The 18,339-nt window shown below is 42.3% G+C and carries 21 protein-coding genes; 16 read left to right on the top strand and 5 right to left on the bottom strand.

Annotated features, from left to right (window positions below; genetic code table 11):
* Window positions 1–132 precede the first annotated feature (132 nt).
* From PODO_RS21750 to PODO_RS21730, 5 genes are all read left to right on the top strand, one after another.
* Window positions 133–798 (top strand): amino acid ABC transporter permease, encoded by a 666-nt coding sequence (locus PODO_RS21750; protein WP_038572653.1) that lies wholly within the window; start codon window positions 133–135, stop codon window positions 796–798.
* The gene (locus PODO_RS21745) at window positions 779–1,456 is read left to right on the top strand and encodes an amino acid ABC transporter permease (RefSeq protein WP_036683130.1); all 678 of its coding nucleotides are present in this window, start codon (window positions 779–781) and stop codon (window positions 1,454–1,456) included. The genes PODO_RS21750 and PODO_RS21745 overlap by 20 nt, the downstream gene beginning before the upstream one ends.
* Before the next feature lie 22 nt (window positions 1,457–1,478).
* Window positions 1,479–2,234, top strand: a complete 756-nt coding sequence (locus tag PODO_RS21740; RefSeq protein ID WP_038572651.1) for an amino acid ABC transporter ATP-binding protein — start codon at window positions 1,479–1,481, stop codon at window positions 2,232–2,234.
* Window positions 2,235–2,253: 19 nt separating this feature from the next.
* Complete coding sequence (locus PODO_RS21735; RefSeq protein ID WP_038572649.1) at window positions 2,254–3,129, top strand: cysteine ABC transporter substrate-binding protein; 876 nt, start codon at window positions 2,254–2,256, stop codon at window positions 3,127–3,129.
* A 120-nt stretch (window positions 3,130–3,249) separates the two neighbouring features.
* On the top strand, window positions 3,250–3,561 hold the full coding sequence (locus PODO_RS21730) for a hypothetical protein (RefSeq protein ID WP_036683223.1): 312 nt from the start codon (window positions 3,250–3,252) through the stop codon (window positions 3,559–3,561).
* 83 nt (window positions 3,562–3,644) lie between these two features.
* Here the strand turns inward: PODO_RS21730 and PODO_RS21725 are convergent, their stop codons facing one another.
* Complete coding sequence (locus PODO_RS21725; RefSeq protein WP_038572647.1) at window positions 3,645–3,857, bottom strand: hypothetical protein; 213 nt, start codon at window positions 3,855–3,857, stop codon at window positions 3,645–3,647.
* Window positions 3,858–4,103: 246 nt separating this feature from the next.
* Window positions 4,104–5,549 (bottom strand): hypothetical protein, encoded by a 1,446-nt coding sequence (locus PODO_RS21720; protein WP_038572645.1) that lies wholly within the window; start codon window positions 5,547–5,549, stop codon window positions 4,104–4,106.
* 54 nt (window positions 5,550–5,603) lie between these two features.
* On the opposite strand from PODO_RS21720, the gene PODO_RS21715 reads away from it, so the two are divergent.
* The 3 genes from PODO_RS21715 to PODO_RS21705 all read left to right on the top strand — a co-directional run bounded on the left by PODO_RS21715 (window position 5,604) and on the right by PODO_RS21705 (window position 7,662).
* On the top strand, window positions 5,604–6,215 hold the full coding sequence (locus PODO_RS21715; RefSeq protein WP_036683119.1) for a DedA family protein: 612 nt from the start codon (window positions 5,604–5,606) through the stop codon (window positions 6,213–6,215).
* 149 nt (window positions 6,216–6,364) lie between these two features.
* Window positions 6,365–6,718, top strand: coding sequence for a VOC family protein (locus tag PODO_RS21710; protein WP_036683117.1), 354 nt, complete (start codon window positions 6,365–6,367; stop codon window positions 6,716–6,718).
* A gap of 242 nt (window positions 6,719–6,960) precedes the next feature.
* Window positions 6,961–7,662: a DUF421 domain-containing protein gene (locus PODO_RS21705; RefSeq protein WP_038572643.1), complete on the top strand. Its 702-nt coding sequence runs from the start codon at window positions 6,961–6,963 to the stop codon at window positions 7,660–7,662.
* Between the two features lie 737 nt (window positions 7,663–8,399).
* On the opposite strand, the gene PODO_RS21700 is transcribed toward PODO_RS21705, so the two are convergent.
* Entirely contained in the window at window positions 8,400–8,801 is a 402-nt protein-coding gene (locus PODO_RS21700; RefSeq protein ID WP_036683113.1) for a VOC family protein, read from the bottom strand.
* A gap of 84 nt (window positions 8,802–8,885) precedes the next feature.
* The gene (locus tag PODO_RS21695) at window positions 8,886–9,746 is read right to left on the bottom strand and encodes a LysR family transcriptional regulator (protein ID WP_235219488.1); all 861 of its coding nucleotides are present in this window, start codon (window positions 9,744–9,746) and stop codon (window positions 8,886–8,888) included.
* A gap of 183 nt (window positions 9,747–9,929) precedes the next feature.
* Here PODO_RS21695 and PODO_RS31995 point away from each other — a divergent pair, with 183 nt between their 5' ends.
* Both PODO_RS31995 and PODO_RS21690 read left to right on the top strand, forming a co-directional pair.
* Entirely contained in the window at window positions 9,930–10,118 is a 189-nt protein-coding gene (locus PODO_RS31995; RefSeq protein WP_244886369.1) for a hypothetical protein, read from the top strand.
* Window positions 10,082–11,101, top strand: a complete 1,020-nt coding sequence (locus PODO_RS21690) for an MFS transporter (protein WP_244886368.1) — start codon at window positions 10,082–10,084, stop codon at window positions 11,099–11,101. The genes PODO_RS31995 and PODO_RS21690 overlap by 37 nt, the downstream gene beginning before the upstream one ends.
* Before the next feature lie 49 nt (window positions 11,102–11,150).
* Here PODO_RS21690 and PODO_RS21685 read toward each other — a convergent pair whose 3' ends face one another.
* Window positions 11,151–11,894: a MerR family transcriptional regulator gene (locus PODO_RS21685; RefSeq protein ID WP_038572641.1), complete on the bottom strand. Its 744-nt coding sequence runs from the start codon at window positions 11,892–11,894 to the stop codon at window positions 11,151–11,153.
* A gap of 91 nt (window positions 11,895–11,985) precedes the next feature.
* Between PODO_RS21685 and PODO_RS21680 the strand changes: the two genes are divergently transcribed.
* From PODO_RS21680 to PODO_RS21650, 6 genes are all read left to right on the top strand, one after another.
* Window positions 11,986–12,687: a CPBP family intramembrane glutamic endopeptidase gene (locus PODO_RS21680; RefSeq protein ID WP_038572639.1), complete on the top strand. Its 702-nt coding sequence runs from the start codon at window positions 11,986–11,988 to the stop codon at window positions 12,685–12,687.
* 318 nt (window positions 12,688–13,005) lie between these two features.
* Window positions 13,006–13,929, top strand: a complete 924-nt coding sequence (locus PODO_RS30150) for a helix-turn-helix transcriptional regulator (protein WP_051491268.1) — start codon at window positions 13,006–13,008, stop codon at window positions 13,927–13,929.
* Window positions 13,930–14,178: 249 nt separating this feature from the next.
* Window positions 14,179–15,156: a phosphotransferase enzyme family protein gene (locus PODO_RS21670; RefSeq protein ID WP_038572637.1), complete on the top strand. Its 978-nt coding sequence runs from the start codon at window positions 14,179–14,181 to the stop codon at window positions 15,154–15,156.
* 22 nt (window positions 15,157–15,178) lie between these two features.
* Complete coding sequence (locus PODO_RS31245) at window positions 15,179–15,355, top strand: hypothetical protein (RefSeq protein ID WP_155288166.1); 177 nt, start codon at window positions 15,179–15,181, stop codon at window positions 15,353–15,355.
* 821 nt (window positions 15,356–16,176) lie between these two features.
* The gene (locus PODO_RS21655; protein ID WP_038572631.1) at window positions 16,177–16,995 is read left to right on the top strand and encodes a MerR family transcriptional regulator; all 819 of its coding nucleotides are present in this window, start codon (window positions 16,177–16,179) and stop codon (window positions 16,993–16,995) included.
* A 24-nt stretch (window positions 16,996–17,019) separates the two neighbouring features.
* Window positions 17,020–18,195, top strand: a complete 1,176-nt coding sequence (locus PODO_RS21650) for an MFS transporter (protein ID WP_038572629.1) — start codon at window positions 17,020–17,022, stop codon at window positions 18,193–18,195.
* Window positions 18,196–18,339 lie beyond the last annotated feature (144 nt).

Below are 18,339 nucleotides of genomic sequence, written 5' to 3'. Positions count from 1 at the left end.
CTATACAAGAATTTTAAAACGTAGTTATTTACTTGGAATAGTATGAATAAAATCATATCACCACACGTAAGGTTTAATGTAAGATTTTGATAATTATTAGAAATTAAGAAAAGGGGATCGGGTTACTCAGATATGAATTTAGACTGGGAGTTTATCTATGAGAGTTTGCCGCTTTATAGTGAGGCGATGTGGCTGACAGTGAAGCTAGCGTTGTTAGCTATTGTCTTCTCACTCCTTATTGGCTTACTGTTCAGTATCGTCTTGTACTATAAAGTCAAAATCGTTAGTGATGTTATTAAGATCTACATTGAGCTTTCACGGAACACCCCTTTACTTGTGCAGCTCTTTTTTCTTTACTATGGCTTACCTAAGATCGGAATTCACTTTAGTGAGATGACCTGTGCGATTGTAGGCATGACATTTTTGGGCGGGAGCTATATGACGGAGGCTTTTCGTGGTGGGTTCGAGGCAGTTAGCCAATCGCAGATTGAATCAGGTCAGAGCATTGGACTGTCTAAGCTGCAGCTGATCAGATATGTTATTTTTCCCCAAGCCTTTGCGATAAGTATTCCTTCTTTAGGGGCAAATGCGATCTTTCTTCTGAAGGAGACCTCTATTGTAGGTGCCATTGCTTTAATGGATTTGATGAATGTGGCAAAAGACTTGATCGGCATGCATTACAAAACAGCGGAGTCTCTGCTCCTTCTGGTACTCGCCTATTTGGTGTTAGTCCTGCCCTTATCGCTTTTATTGACTTGGGTGGAAAGGAAGGTGAGATATGCAGAATTCGGGGATTGAGGTGCTTTTTGAAGGTTCTAATTTCGAACGATTATTAGGGGGCTTACTTGTAACGATTGAAATTTCATTCCTCTCTATTGGAATCGGTACGTTATTAGGTATCCTTATGGGATTGCTCCGGACGCTGGGATCGAGGCCTTTAAGGTTTATATTACGTCTTTATTTGGAGACCTTTAGAATTATTCCGATTCTAGTGTGGCTGTATGTAGTACATTTCAGTTTCTCTCCATTACTTCATATCGATATCAGCGGGGAGGCTACCTCTATATTGGTGTTCAGCTTATGGGGAGCTGCGGAGATTGGGGATCTTGTTCGTGGAGCTTTGCAATCTATGCCAAAACATCAGGTGGAATCTGCCAGGGCGCTAGGTCTGAGCAGCAGTCAACTTTATCGGCATATTTTGATCCCGCAGGCTGTACGCAGAATGCTGCCGGGAATGATTAATCTTGCCACACGAATGATCAAAACAACATCACTGGTGGTGCTGATTGGAGTGATTGAGGTGGTAAAGATCGGGCAGCAGATTATTGAACTCGGCGTGATAAAAGCGCCCACCGCTTCATTCTGGGTATACGGCTTTATCTTTATATTATATTTTTCTGTATGTTTTCCGTTATCCAGACTTTCGAAAAAAGTTGAAAGCAGATGGCAAAATTAAGGCTTAGGAAGGAACGGTTGTAATGGCAGATTCCGGAGAACTCCTGCTGGAGGTTACACAATTACACAAATATTTTGGAGAGCGAAAGGTTCTGGACGGCATTGAATTGCAGGTGGCAAAAGGAGAAGTAATCGTTATTCTCGGTCCCTCTGGCTGTGGAAAAAGTACGTTCCTGCGTTGTCTTAACGGTTTGGAGCCGGTTCAGGAAGGGGCGATACAATATCGTGGGCAGAACCTTGCGGGGGCTGCTGTAGATTGGCGTGAAGTTAGGCAGCATATCGGAATGGTCTTTCAAAATTATGAGTTATTCCCGCATATGACGGTTATGGATAACATTCTTTTAGGTCCTCTGAAAGTACAAAAGAGAGAGCTCAAAGAAGCAACGCAGCAAGCGGAACAGCTCTTAGAGCGGGTTGGGCTGCTTGAGCGTAAACTTGACTATCCACGGCAGCTTTCCGGTGGACAAAAGCAGAGAATAGCTATAGTAAGAGCTTTATGTATGAATCCGGAGATTATGTTATTTGATGAAGTGACGGCATCCTTGGATCCGGAAATGGTTCGGGAAGTGCTTGATGTGATCTTAGGGCTTGCTCAGCAAGGAATGACGATGATCATCGTGACTCATGAAATGGGGTTTGCCAGATCGGTTGGGGATCGGATCGTGTTTATGGATCAAGGCAAGATATGTGAGATCGCTGCCCCGCAACAATTTTTTACCCACCCTGCGACAGAACGTGCCCAGCATTTTCTGGATATATTTCAGTACGAAAAATTATAGAAATAGGAGAGGAAGAGAAATGAAGAAAAGTTTGAAATGGCTAACGATGCTGGTAGGTGTAAGTATATTATTGATGGGATTGGCTGCTTGCGGCAATAGTTCGGATAACAACGGAAACTCAGCATCTTCTAAATTCACTTCTATTGAACAGCTAAAGAAGAAAGGGAAGATTAAGATCGGCGTATTTGCAGACAAACCACCTTTTGGTTATGTGGACGCTGAGGGTAAAAACCAAGGGTTTGATGTGTATATTGCCAAGCGGTTTGCCAAGGATCTGCTAGGAGATGAATCGAAGGTTGAATTTGTATTAGTTGATGCTGCCAGCCGCGTGGCTTATCTTGAATCGGGTAAGGTTGATATCATTATGGCTAACTTTACGGTCACCGAGGAAAGAAAAGAAAAAGTGGATTTTGCTAATCCGTACATGAAATTGTCCTTTGGGGTCGTATCCCCAGACAGTGCTCCAATCACTTCCATTGATCAATTAAAAGGGAACAAGCAAAAGCTCATTGTAGCTAAAGGTACGACAGCGGAAACCTATTTTACCAAAGAATATCCGGATATTGAATTGCTCAAATTCGATCAGTACACAGAGATTTTTGCAGCGCTTAAAGATGGTCGGGGGGCGGCAATCGCTAACGATAATACAGAACTCATTGCCTGGGCTAAATCAAATCCTGGATTTACGGTCAGCATTCCTGCTTTCGGGGGTCAGGATACAATTGCTCCAGCAGTGGCAAAGGGGAATAAGGAATTATTGGACTGGATTAATACAGAACTTGATACCCTTGGTAAAGAACAATTTATCCATCAAGCCTATAAAGAAACCTTAAATGAAATTTACGGTGAAGGATATACCGATGAGCTTGTTGTTGAAGGCGGGAAAATCCAGTAACAGATTAGGAATAACATTGCGGGGGCATCTGAGAAGATGCCTTTTCTGCTGATAGACTATTGCAATTTCTATAATGCCGAGTATAATACTGGGTATACACAGAATAAGGAGTCGGTGAAAATGTCTGTCGATGATTATCTGGATCTTCTAAACTACGCCAAAGCAATTAACGATGGACAGTGGCAAGCTGACATCATAGACCGTTTGAATAAGCTGAGTAAGGCTTCTCATGCTGAGACAACAGAACAAAGTGTGAACGAGCTGTGGATTCAATTCGACGATATAAATGCAATATTAATGGATTTATTTAATAAGCTGAGGGAAAGTGTGGATCCAGTAGAGCAGTACCGGTGGAAAGAGAAAATCTGGGAGTTAAAGCAGGAACGGATTAATCTATCGAAGAAGATTCAGAGTAGATATATCAGGATATAATTTAAGCCCACATTGTGATAAAAAAGAAAATAAAAAAAGGCATGCAGTTAGTCTGCTCTGCCAAACTTACGATGGTCTATAGGCTACTTAGACATCTGCATTCCTTCGCGCATCATTGTCATACACATAGTCATCATTTCATCGCAGTCCTGCATTTTTTTCATCATCATATCCATGTTCATATCCATCATGCCCATTTCAGACATTTTTTCCATGCCCATCTTCATACAGTTCATCTTAGACATCATATCATCCATACACATGTTCATCATCATTTCCATACACATCTTGTCCATTTTTAATTCCTCCCTTCTTTTAAATTACCTTTCTTCCATAAAATACTATACAATTTCGGAACTATCAACGCTATATTTGATATTTTACTAACTTATTTTTCTTATTTGTCGTAATTATGTATATCCTTACCATGCGGATGTTATTAATCAGAATACTTAATTGCGGATCGGTGACTATTGGCTAGATTGCCTCAGGTCAGCGTTTTTTTTGCGTTCTACAGAGTGAGGAATTAACGAGCTGGATCATCACTCTGGGATAAACGAGAAGACACTGCCATAGGTCCCTGTAAATACGGGCTGACCGAATTTTTGTGTCCATTCCTTGAGTAGCTTATATGAGACCTTTTTGCTCGTAATTACATAATCGGGATGATCGTAATTAACGATCTCGGGAAGGTATTCAGAGAATCCGTGCATCGAGCGTTCAAAAGCAGTCCAACCGAATACGCCAAGAGAATCTTTTGTCACGAAGGGATCTTGTCTACCATCACATAACACATCTCCCCCTCGGAACATGACATAGCCGGATGAACCGTAGTGGGCGAGAACTTTGGGACGTGTACCTTCAGGTGTATGCTGCAGAATATAGTCCATTTCATCTACAGGATATTTTTTAGCGTCAATAACTGGTGGTACAAGGAACAGATAAGCAATGTTTAGCAGCAGACCAACTGCCAGTAACCCTCGTAATGTACTTTGTCGGACTAGAATACCTGTTTTGGTGAACTCAGGAAGCGCATCAAAAAATACAGCCGCAAAATAGGGAATGAACAGCCACATAAACAGGTTTTGCTTGAAGTTTGATACACCGAGGTATAGAATCCCAAGCATAAGAAAAAAACGGAACGGTTTACGCTGGAGTGCAAAAGGAAGTGTGCAGGCAAAGAACAAAAGCAACAGTAGAATGGGCAAATTATCCAAGCTATTGAACCGAATCGGCTGCCATTCATTAATCAGCAGGTTAAAGTTCTTTTTCGTTACTGTCAAAATAAACAAGAGGCTTTTTACGCCGCCTGGATTTAGAATGCCAACTAACCAGATGAGACCGAAGACTATAATTTTACGCTCATTCAGCGTTTTTTGGATCAATGATTCAAGCAAGGCCATCCCTGTAAATACAGCAATTACAAGCCATACTCCTGCATGGAAATTGGCAATGCCAATAGAAAGGGCAATCATCGCAGCGGCATATTTCTTTTGAGCACTCATTTGATATTCACGCAAATATACGAAAAACCAGACAATCATAAACGAAGAGATCATCTGTGGACGGCCTTTGAAATAATTATAATAAATCCAGCAAGAAATTAGCAGCACAAAAGGGAGCAGGAGAACATGGTCTTCCGGAAGTCCCAGTTCTTTGCGTGAAACCTTACCCAGCCGAAGCAATCCGAGCACTAAAAAGAACAAGCATACAGCGGTCAAAATATACACACCCGGCCATCCAAACGCTGCATAAAGCGGGGCAACGAGCAGCTGGAATCCGAATTCATGAGGGACGTAGGGCAGCTTATTTCCGTAAAAAGTATGTATGGCATGATGTAGAACTTGTCCGTGCTCGATCATATATTGTCCTAGCTCTATATGCCAGAAGGTATCGGGATCATTGTAAGAAAATTTAGGGAACATCAGCAAGATAGCGGCTATAACGAATATGCCGTACAAAAGTTTGTGTATATTGAATTTCACCATTATTTTGTTTCCTTTCTTATATAATAGAAAATTTATGAAGCGGAGTGAACACTCATGCATCAACTATTTACGTGGATATCTGAATCCGCGCTTCACCTTGTTAATTCTATGGGCATTTGGGGCATATGGTTAGGGATGATTCTAGAGAGTGCCTGTATTCCCATTCCCAGCGAAGTGATTATGCTCAGCGGTGGCTGGCTGATTGCGCAAGGCTCGCTTACTTTTATGGAAGTTGCTGTTGCTGGGATATTCGGAAACCTACTGGGTTCCATCATTGCCTATTATATTGGTAAGGCTGGTGGACGCCGGTTATTAGAGAAATACGGAAAATATATTCTCCTGAATGAGCATCATTTGGAGCAATCGGAGCGTTGGTTCGAGCGTTATGGCGAGAGTACCGTATTTTTTACTCGTATGTTGCCCTTTATTCGTACTTTTATCTCACTGCCCGCAGGGATTGCTGGAATGAAAGCTTGGAGATTCATAACATTTACAGCACTCGGCTGTATCCCGTGGAACTTAGCTTTGATCTATCTGGGATACCGCTTAGGTGACAACTGGGGTATCGTGGAGCAATTTATTCGCCCAATCAGTTATACCATTTGCGGAATCGTGGTGCTTCTTGTGTTGAGATGGTTAGTACGGAGATTTCGTAACCAGACTTAATGCCAACTCTTCGGGTGTTTTCTGCTCGGTGAGCCTCACAGCTTATTATGGATAAATTAAGGTTAGGAACGTCGATGCTAGAATTAACTGTTATATGTTGAATGTATTCTATATTCAAGATTAATCTACTTATGTCTGGGAGGTTTGAAATGAAGGTCAAACGAATCGTCGCCAATATAAACACGAAGGATATCACGGCAGCTAAATGCTTCTATGAGGATGTGCTCGGTCTTGATTTAATGATGGATCATGGTTGGATTAGAACTTATGGTTTAGACGAGGAGATGAGCATTCAGATTAGTTTTGCCTCACAGGGTGGCTCAGAAACGCCTACGCCTGATCTATCAATTGAAGTCGATGATGTCGATGCTACATTTGAAAGCATGAAGAAAGCTGGATTTCCGATAGAATATGGGCCTGTTGATGAGCCTTGGGGCGTTCGGCGATTCTATGTCCGCGACCCGTTTGGCAAACTTATTAATATTCTTGCACATAGACATTAGAAGAGTGGTCACGGCGTGCAGAAATCTTGATTGTTAAACTGTCGAATAGCGATAGCTAAATGATGACATAGGGGCAGCCGGTCAGGGGATCGGCCGCCTTTGTTCAACTAACGGGCAGTAGAGCGTAATGTCGCTGATACAAAAAACTAACATTACATAAAGTGTTGCTACGAATTGTATGTCTTGGGTAGAGATAGGGCAACCTAATTAATGGAAAATAAGATAACGGAGGAAAAGAGCGCGTGGATTTTTTTAAGAGCCAAGAGTCATTGTCGGCAATAGGGTGGATTTTACGCTCGATTGTCGGATTTGTATTCCTTATAATTGCTGCCAAAATGATGGGTCAGCGTTCAATATCGCAGCTTAGGTTTCTTGATTTCATCATCGCGCTGACGCTGGGAAATATTATTGCGCATCCACTGTCGGACGAGCAACTTGGCCTGAAGGGTTCCATGATTACGACTCTTTCGCTCGTGATCCTATACATAGTCGCGATCTGGCTCAGTTTAAAGATCCCACTGTTAAAACAATTTTTCGATCCTCCAGCGATTACTCTTATTCAGGAAGGGAAGCTTAATTACCGGAACCTGTCGAAGGCAAAGTTACCTATTGATTTTTTGTATGCAGAGCTGAGAAAGTCGAGCGTAGAGGATATCTCGAAGGTTGCCTTTGCTTCATGGGAGCCAGGCGGTACTCTTTCTGTCTTCGTAAATACGGCTTATCAGCCTGTAACTCCGGCTGATCTGAAGTTGGCCACACAACCATTTAACCTGACCAAACCGATTATTGTGGATGGCCACATTGAACATGCACTGTTACGCGAAATCGGCAAAAACCGCGAATGGTTGGAAACGGTAATACAGCCCCACTTATTGAACAATGTCATCTTGGCAACCGTAGATAGTAAGCTTACAGTGCAGGTACATGTGGCTGAGGGTCCATAAACGTATGTTTCCTCCGAAAGTGTAATCGCGTAGCCATGAAATTTGAATATATAATACGGTTCACCGTAATGCTTCCAAATACAAAGTACAGTTTGACCACAAAATGTATATCAGTATATAAAGCAAAAAACACTCCTGACAATGGAGTGTTTTTTGTTATTCAAATTTATTTGAGGTCCATGTAGCAATTCCATTCATTGGACATGCAACAACCAGCCAATTATCAAATTCTACTCCCACCTGCCAACATTCATACTTCTCATGAAAACCATTAACAAATAATATGCTTCCTGATTCCAAGTTTATAATTAAATGTGGAGTAACGTCTCCCGATTTTATATCTGTAATTTTTTCACGTCTCAGCTTTATTATTTGACTGTACTTTTCTTCCTCTGAGACATCTGCAATTTGACTTTCATTACTAGGGTATTGAGAGGGAACTGAATCAAATATAGTCCACTTTGATTCAATGTTCAGGTACAGTTGACCAGCTAAATCATCGAACTCGTTCAGCGAAGTCCCTATTTTCTTTATTCATTCCGTTCCCAGCTCTTTTCATCAACGTATAAGCAAAATTTTTACACCATATCTTGGATTTGTCGGTGTTGGCTTTTCGCTTCAAATTTCACTCCTAAAAAACTCAATTACGACACAAAGGCAGCCAGTCAATGGAGCGGCTGCCTTTGTTTAGCTAACGGAAGGTTAGTTCAAATATGCAGGTGACCTGCGTTTTTATATTAGCGTTTTGGCATTTTGCTCTCATCCATGTACAGCAGATTCCAGCGGTGACCGTCCAGGTCGGCAAATCCTGCGCCGTACATCCAGCCGTCAGTTTCACTTGGCTTGCCAAAGATGTTTCCTCCGGCAGACTCTGCTTTTTGGATAAAGGCATCTACTTCTTCTCTGCTTTCAGCACCAATGGAGAATATTACTTCAGCGCTATGGGAAGTATCTGCGGTCTTTGAACCTGTGAATTTCTCAAACGCCGCATCCGGAAACAGCAGAATTGTTGTTTGGCCTATAACAAGCTTGGCTCTCTCGTTACCAACACTCACCGCTTGGAATCCAATCTCATTGAAAAAGGCAGTTGACCTCTCAACATCTTTGACTGGCAGGTTAATCCAAATCTCCTGTGACATGGCTGTAGCCTCCTAATATATTTTCAACTATTCCTACTATACTCTACTTCTGGCAGCAGAAGCGATCTCTTTCGCAACTCACCTTTAATTGAAATACTCGATAGTTTTCTCAATAAATGCCTTGGCCGATTTTGTCAGAAAACGGTCGGAACGATGAATGATCTCAAAGTGACGATATGGCGGATCGTCTGTAATTCGGATGCAGTGTAGTGTTGGTTCATTCATCGCTTGGATCAGAGGATAAGGCAGCAATGTTCCTCCGACGTTGGCTTTAACCAAGCTAATAATGGAAGTTGCCGAACTGGTCTCCATGATCGTATTCAAGCTGAAGCCATATTTACGGCAATAGCCATCAACCAATTCTCTGCCTGTAAATCCTTCGGGGAACATTACAGTTTGGATATTACGCAGTTCCTGGATTCCAATTGTGCTTCGTTCAGCCCAATCATGTTTCTCGGAAACGACAAGTACATATTCTTCACTGCACAAAGGAATGCGTACAAGCCGGTCATCAGGAGCGGAAATGATCTCGATCCCGATGTCTACTTCATTATCCAGTACTTGATTCAAGACGTAGATCGAAGAGATAACCTTCAGCTGCACCTTAGGGAATCGCGTATGAAAATTCACGAGTAATGGGGTGAGCCGATAGTCCAGATCGGAAGGGAGAACACCAATTACCAACCGCCCTCGTTGATCATTGCGTAATTCAGCTAACGCATCCTGGGTATTCTGTAAATGCCGAATCATCTGTACACAGTGCTCCAGAAAGAGATTTCCGGCCTGAGTCATCACAATCTTTTTGCCGACTCGGTCAAATAAGGGAACTCCGAGTTCATCCTCGAGCGCGCGTATTTGTTGACTCAACGTAGGCTGAGATATGCCAAGCTTCTCAGCTGCTCGTGTAAAATGAAGCTCCTCACACACAGCAATGAAGTTTTCCATCTGACGAATCTCCATATGAATGACCTCTAATCATTGGTTTTTGTAATCATTTTAATAGAAACTATAGTATTGTTCAATCATTCTAATGATTCTATACTTAATCGTGCACCATCCAAAGATCTGTTATTAACAAATAGGATCATGGGTGAATGCATCGATACTACTACCATGAGGTGATTCATAATGAAACTTTTTTATATCGTCTTGGCGCTTATTCTGGCTTCACTGAATTTACGGCCACCCATTACATCCATTTCTCCTCTAATGAGCACCATTCAGAATGATCTGGGTATAAGCGGGATTACCGCCAGTCTGTTAACCACACTTCCGGTATTATGTATGGGTATATTTGCTCCGTTTCCGTACGATTAAGCAGAAGGTGGGGAAATGAGGGTGCAATTGTTCTGGCTTTAATCCTCATTGGGTTAGGTACGGGATTACGATGGTTTGTTGGTACAACTCCTTTGATGATGTTCACTTCTTTTCTGTCCGGTGTAGGGATTGCATTGGCAGGGCCGCTGTTGTCCAGCTTCATTAAGCAGTACTTCCCTGACCGAGTGGCATCCATGGTGGGTATTTACTCTACAGCGATGGTGATGGGGGCCAGCATTAGTGTGGGACTATCGGTTCCGCTACAGCATACGCTGGGTGGTTCGTGGAGAGGCTCGTTGGCTGTATGGGCATTACTCGCAGCCATTGCATTGCCGATATGGTTGAGATTAGCCTGGTCTGCGCACGCAGATCGACAATCCGGTAAAATCTCCAGTGTACTTAATGCACCACTTCCGGTGAACAACAAACGTGCCTGGGTGCTGACATTATTCTTCGGGCTGATGGCAGCGATCTTCTATTCATTGACCGCTTGGCTTGCACCAGCAATCCAAAGCCAGGGGTATAGTCAAGAGACGGCCGGCAAAATCCAAACTTTATTTACATTGATATCACTGCCCTCTACGTTGTTCATTCCCATGCTTGTACATCGTTACCAAAGACGTGTATTCTGGCTTGTCGGGTGTGCATTATTGGAGTTGATGGGTGTCCTGATGCTGAACCTAACCGTTAGCCCCTGGCTCGCGGCGATTCCGCTCGGTATTGGAGCGGGTGGGCTGTTCCCGATTGCACTGATGTTGCCCATTGATGAAACAAGCAGTGCTCAAGAAGCCAGTAGCTGGTCCGCAATGACCCAATCTGGTGGCTACATTCTCGGAGCGCTTGGGCCGCTAGTCATTGGCTGGCTGCACGATGCAACAGGCAGCTTCGTTCAAGCATTTTATGGATTGGCTGTAATCATCGTGCTTCAGATTATCGTTCAAATGGCTATAGGAAATAAAAAAAAGTTCTCCAGCGAGTTATGATAAACCGCAACCTGGTGTATAAAGAAATCTATCAATATGATGAAATCTCCTATTTCTGTTCCGTCTCTTTTTCTAGAGCGTGAGCAATGCTAAGCTCCACAAAGTTCAGCGCTTCGTCGGAAACGGGATATAGTCCTGACTCTGATGTAGGGAGCTTCCTCACTTCCCAAAACTTCTCCATCAATTCCTCGTCTCCATTAAAGGTTTCGTGTGATAGCTTTATTAACTCACAGGCAATGGAATAACCTTCATCAGATTCAGGTGGAACAGATTGTTGTATGCACCACTCAATCCGGCGCAGCAAAGAGGCATATTGCTGAGTGGTCTGGTCATTACTGCTGAGATTGGGTAGTGCATTTTGTAGAAAGGTACTTTCGTCATCGTTGAAGTAATCGATCCATTGTTTAGAAATGGGTTGTACGTTCTGGACCAGATGAGAAACCCGATCCCAGGAGAGTGTACCTTCTAGATCAATCATGTTGATCAAAGAAGTAGTATTTGCAATACTGCCCTGAAGAGAAGCAAGCTGCTCCTGAAGATGATTATGATGTGCGATTAGAATATGACGAAAGGATAGCTTGTCCATTACATTTTGAATGTCTTCAAGCGGTAGTGATAGTGATTTAAGCAACGTTATCTTTTCGAGAGTGAATAAATCTTCTTCTGAATAATAACGGCGGCCGTTATCTTCCTTATAACTCGGTGTAAGTAGACCGATCTGATCGTAATAACGTAGGGTTCGAACCGAAATGTTCCGCTGTTTGGATATTTGTCCTGTTGTCCATCTATTCATGGTTCTTTTTCCTCCCAAAAATAATGCTTGCAGGTGACGGAACGTCACCTATTATCATTAAATTATATCACAGAGGATTGAGGGATTAAGGATGACCAGCACAGAAATGTGGAAGAAGATGGATCAGTGGACATGGCGTGAGTTTATTGCTTTACTTGCGCTTGAGTTTGTATTTGTTATATTCGTTATCAAATATGCGGTACAGTCAATGTATGAGCAATGGCTGGGGAATACTCTTTATTCAGGAACTCTTACAGGGCTTACCATAGCAATTGTACTTTTGTTAGGGTTATATTTTATTGCTTTACGACCGAAGAAAATGCCTTGGACTGAGGTAGGAGTAAAGAGATTTTCTGCGAAAGATTGGTGGAGAATTGCGCTGTGGACACTTATTCTTATCGTATTGAGTATGGCGACTCTCTATCTCACGAGTTTTCTTGGGAATACGGTGGACAATAGCAAAACAGAGAGTCTGAAGCAAAATGTCACTCTATTTACTATGATTATTGGTATTGTGTCGGCAGGGATCGTATCACCATTTTATGAGGAGATATTTTACCGTGGATTTATATATCGTTGGTTACGGACTCGTGTTAGTATGAGCTGGGCGATTGTGATTAGTTCGCTAATCTTTACGCTTGCACATTTTCCCACTATGAATGCCATGCCCGTGAATTTTATTAGTGGAGTTGTCCTTGCATGGACCTATGAACGTACGGGATCGGTCGTGCCTGGTATGATCGTTCACGGTGTGTTTAATACGATTGCCGTGTTGTTAACAGCGATGAGTTAGAGTGATGATTATATTATGTATAAACGATGAGCGCTGATGAGCCTCAGGGTTTCTGCATTAATTGGACGAGAGAGCAACGTATTTAAGACTTCGGTACTGACCAAAGGCCTGGGTATAATTCAACTAGCGGGTAGGATAATGGAAATGATTTGTAGAAAAAAACCTATAAATGAAAGTGACAAAAGTGGACAATTCTACCGGCAGTTGAATAAAGCGCCTGTGAAAATTCAACCACCGCTTGATAGGATTGCGTTTGAGGAAATGCTATGCTGTTTTCGACAGTGCGCACTGTACATTTTGTTTTATTGGAGGTATACAATGCTCGACTTGCGTAAAATTGGAGCTTATATTTCAAAGCTTCGCAAAGACCAGGATTTGACCCAATTAGAACTTGCCGACCAACTGAATGTAAGTCATCAAGCGGTATCGAAATGGGAACGGGGCGACTCGCTACCGGATATCGGAACGCTTCCGCAGTTTGCGAGGTTATTCGGCAAAACGGTAGACGACATTTTAAATGCAGGAGACAACGCAGAAAATCGGGAGCACCCGCACCTAGGAACGATCGTTGAGGAGATCGCAGAGAACAGGCCGGACCAAGTTGCAGAGATGGTCAATACCGGTGAGGTGGAGGTGGAAGAACTTGTAGAAGTAGCGCCGTTTGTAAAAGCGAGTGCTCTGCATAAGGTTACAGAACGATTAGACAGCAGCGTCCTTAAGTTAGACGTGATCATGCGGCTGGCTCCGTTCCTTGGAACAGATACATTGGATGAACTGGTTCGTCAGGCAGAAGAGGGCGAAATTGTGTGGAATACCATTACTGGACTCGCTCCGTTCGTCAGCAGCGACACATTAAGCCGACTGGTAGATAAATCAATTGACGGTTCCTTAGAAGTGCACAATCTTGTTGGAATTGCCCCATTTCTTGAAAAAGAACATGTAGATCGGTTGGTACAACAAGCAGAAGAGGGTAGCTTGAGCTGGAATTCCGTTCAAGGGTTGGCACCCTTTATTAGCAGAGAAACGTTAAGCCGCTTGGTAGACCGGGTTGCAGATGGCACTATTGATGCGAACCGGATCATTAGCCTCGTACCTTTTCTGGACAGGGAAAATCTCGAGAAGTTAATTAGTGGAGTCGAAGCTGAACATCTTAGCCCAGATCTGCTGGCAAGCCTTGCTCCTTTCGTCGATCAAGGGACATTGAGCAGAATGGTGACAAACTTATTAAATAAAGTAAAGTAGACACGTATATCGGAGATTGGTGATGCATAGGCAATGGCGTTAAGCTAACATCATACGCTAGTTCAATAAACACGATAAAGGCAGCCCGTCAGTAAATGTGATCGGCTGCCTTTATTCAACTAACGGGCAAGTTACCTTAATAAACTAAGTGGTGGATAAAATATAAATATAAGAGTTCTCTCCCGAACTATTAGAAAAAGTCATGGTACGATGTCCTTATTCGGTTGTTTCAGGGGGAGTGAGGAAAACATGTTAAATACTCATGATGTTGCAATAGAAGCATTAACTTGTTATTCAATTACTTATCAATCAATAGATCATATTGGTCAAAATGCAAACACTATCTATAAAGTGACAGATGAAGAAAGTAACTGCTATAGTTTGCGGATACATCTATCAAAAAATGATTCGATGGAAAGGATTTGGTCTGAGGAAAAAGTCATTCATTCAGAAATGATTTGGCTGGAATCATTAATAAATGATACTGATTTGGTGTTACCGTCACCTATAAAAAATAACATTGGTGAATATGTTACTAAGATAGCTGACATGAACTGTACATTGGTAAAATGGGTAGAGGGTGAGCAAAAACAATTTGTTCCAACAGTCAATGATGCCGAGTACGTAGGCAAATTGATCGGAAAGCTTCATAAACAATCATCTATTTGGAAGGTTCCGCAATCATTTACTAGACCATCCTTTGATAATACTAGAATTTCACAATCATTAGAAAAGCTCAAACAGCTTGCTGACGGTGGTGAGCTCAATAAAAATGATGTGGCAATTCTGCAATTGGCAGGAGAGCGTGCAATTTTAATGATGAACGATATAGAAAGAACACCTAGCAACTGGGGGGTAATTCACGCAGACTTGATTCCAAGTAATTATGTGTTTCATAAACAAGAAGCTAGAGCCATTGATTTTGGAGCTTGCGGGTTCGGATATTATTTATTCGATTTAGGTTGGACACTTTCTTATATCCATCCAGTTTTCAGAAGCCAGTTGCTAGAATCATACGCAAAACAATTCGACCTGCCTCATAACTATGTTCAACAGTTAGAAGGCTTCTTTGTGGCGGCCCAACTCGAAACAATGAATTTTTGGCTTGGGTTGCCTGATTCTAATGAGTGGTTGCCCAGTCATATTAGTAAATTAGCAAGTCGGGAATTTAAGTTATATGTAAATAAAGAAGAATTTCTCTTCAGTGGGACTCCTTACTGGGAGTAGTTTGTTTAATTAACGGGAAACGATGGCTCAAGAATCACGATCAGGCAGCTGCGTGGTCGGCTGCTTTTTGCTCGATCTTGATCGTATCGGACCGTATTGCAGCTATTCCAGCATATGGGTTCATATTGCGAAGGTTTCGGACTGTATAGCTCTTATTGCCCTTGATTTGCGCAGAAAAGAAGTTCATTTGAGCGAATAGCTGCAACTGAGTCCGATAGTGTGGCAAAACGAGCTGGATTATGGAAATAAGAGCAACTGAGTCTGAACAGTTGGTGAAAAGAACGCCGCCTGCCAAATTTGCTCCTAAACGTGCTACCCAGTGCTTAAACTAGCCGTCTATAGCTCAAGCTATCTACACCGTGCGCGGAATTAGCTACCTATAGCCCAACCTAGCTGCACCGTGCGCAGAATTTGTTACCGGTTGCTCAAACTAACCGCCTATGTCTCGAAACTAGCTGCCCTTTGCGCGATCTTGATCGTATCGGACCGTATTGCAGCTATTCCAGCATATGAGTTCATATTGCGAAGGTTTCGGACTGTATAGCTCTTATTGCCCTTGATTTGCGCAGAAAAGAAGTACATTTGAGCGAATAGCTGCAACTGAGTCCGATAGTGTGGCAAAACGAGCTGAATTATGGAAATAAGAGCAACTGAGTCCGAACAGTTGGTGAAAAGAACGCCGCCTGCCAAATTTGCTCCTAAACGTGCTACCCAGTGCTTAAACTAGCCGTCTATAGCTCAAGCTATCTACACCGTGCGCGGAATTAGCTACCTATAGCCCAACCTAGCTACTCCGTGCGATAATTTAAGGATGGGCAAAGGTGAAAACGTTTATTGGCTTATTACGCACCAATTAAACATTGGAAAGAAGCATAATATAAACAAGAAGGCAGCCGATCAACACGATCAGCTGCTTTTGTTCATCTAAGAGTAATTTCTTAAATAAATAAAGGCATCCTTGACTTTCCCCTGCACGGGAAGCTGTATACTCACATTATGTTATAGATTGGAGATGATATTTTGTTCAAAATCAGTGCATTTTCTAGGCTAAGCAAGGTGTCCTTAAAAACACTGCGTTATTACGACCAGATTGGCATACTTAGGCCGAAAAAAGTGGATCAGGATACGTGCTACCGTTACTATTCCGCAGATCAGCTTCTAGAGCTCAACCGAATTTTAATCTATAAGGAATTGGGTTTTACATTGCCCCAAATTAAACAGCTGCTTCAGGAAAATATTTCATTAGAAAATATTCAAGGCATGTTTAAGCTGAAAAGAAGCGAAATCCAGCATATCATCGATACGGAACAAGCTAAACTCGTCAGGATTGAGGAGCGTATGCAGCTTATAGAAAAAGAGGGGCAATTCGAAACGGGTCAAGAAATCAGAGTCAAGGCAGAGGCTGCTCAATTGTTTCTTTATCAGAAAGCATGCGGGAAAGAAGAGGACATTCCGGATTTGCTTCGTCAATTTGATCAGTTTATAACGACGGAAAATCGTCAATTAATTCAAGGTCCTCAGGTTGTTTTGTGGAAAGAAGTCGAAGGAAAAGAGGATGAGTTTGAGTTTGAAGTCGGGTATTTTTTAACCTGTGAGCTGCGATCATTCCCAGAACCGTTTCAGCTACGGACTCTTCCTCCTGAACCGATGATGGCCACAATGGCTTTTCATTCAAATACTAATTTTGATTGTGCGGCCTGTGTTCATTTAGCTAAATGGATTGAGAAAAACAACTATCAGATCAAGGAGAACGAACCGGGCAGGGAGTTATATTTACCGTTATCTCCAGAACGAGATGCACAATTCATAGAAATACAAATTCCCATTATAAATAGATAACTGAAGAAGGTGGAGTGGGGGAAATTGAAAAATAAACGGATCATTTATGTTCTGGCACTGGCTGTTTTTCTGATTGGAACCATTGAATATATTATTACGGGAGTTATTGAGATGATCGCTGTGGACTTGGGAGTATCTACTTCAGAAGTTGGATTATTGGTGACTGTGTTTGCCCTCTCCGCAGCCATTGTCGCTCCGGTTTTGATTGCATTAACGATCAATGCAGATCGCAAAAAACTACTAATGACCACCTTAGGTGTGTTTATTGCCAGCAACGGACTTATGTTTGTAGATCTTGCTTATGAAACAGTACTATGGTTACGTATTATCCAAGGGGCTAGCGGAGGAATTGCTACCGTTGTGGCCATGGCAATAGCGACACGTCTTGTTGAAAAAGAAAAAAGGGGCAATGCCATCGGCATCATTTTGATGGGGCTTAGCAGTTCGCTAGTGCTTGGTGTTCCTGTGGGCACATTTTTTAGTGAGATGTTTGGATGGAGAGTGCTATTTGTTTTAATAGGATTATTAAGTATTCTTCCATTACTTATCATCTATAAAAAGGTTCCGGCAATCAAAGAAGAGGAAAAGGTTACTCTCAGAATGCAGCTCTCTATTTTAAAAAATCCAACTATTCTGATGGCCTTGGTTATTACGTTATTTTATGTCAGCGGCTATTCTACACTGTTTACTTATATTACGCCTTTCTTGCAAGCAACCTCCTCTCTTTCCATGACCGAAATCAGCGGTGTTCTGTTCTTGGCGGGCATTTGCAGCTTTGTCGGATCCAGATTAGGCGGACAATTGGCAGATGCAAAAGGATCGGAATTTACCATTTGTCTCGGGCTCCTGTTACAAGGGGCGACTTTGCTTTTATTCGCTCTAGCCGGAGTGAATCTCTTGGTATTAATCTTGGTATTAATGATTTTTATGTTAGCAACGTGGAGTATTTCCCCGGCCCAGCAACTATATCTGGTTACTCTGGCGCCTAGAAATCCGGACATTGCTCTTAGTGTAAATACTTCGTTCATCCAATTTGGCTTTGCACTGGGATCTGGATTAGGCGGGTTAGTTATCAGTCGTACATCTGTCCTATATTTGAATTGGCTGGGTTTTGCCGCTGTATGCATAGCTTTACTTCTTGCCATCTTACTATTTAAAAAAATGAGCAGTAGGACTAAAACTACTATGGCTATTAAATAAGAAATGGATCGAACTGCTGATGATTTCGAGAGCCGGGTGGATAGAATTAATTGCCTATCCTGGTTTTCAAGGGCTATATGAAATTAATGAAAAAAGTGGTTGGTTTGACTGCGATAACCTCGAAGAATTTATTTTTGAAGTCGA

The sequence above is a fragment of the Paenibacillus odorifer genome, assembly GCF_000758725.1.
GTDB classification, from domain to species: Bacteria; Bacillota; Bacilli; order Paenibacillales; family Paenibacillaceae; genus Paenibacillus_AQ; species Paenibacillus_AQ odorifer.
Note: the sequence above shows the minus strand (reverse complement) of the source record. Positions and strands in the feature narration are given on the sequence as shown.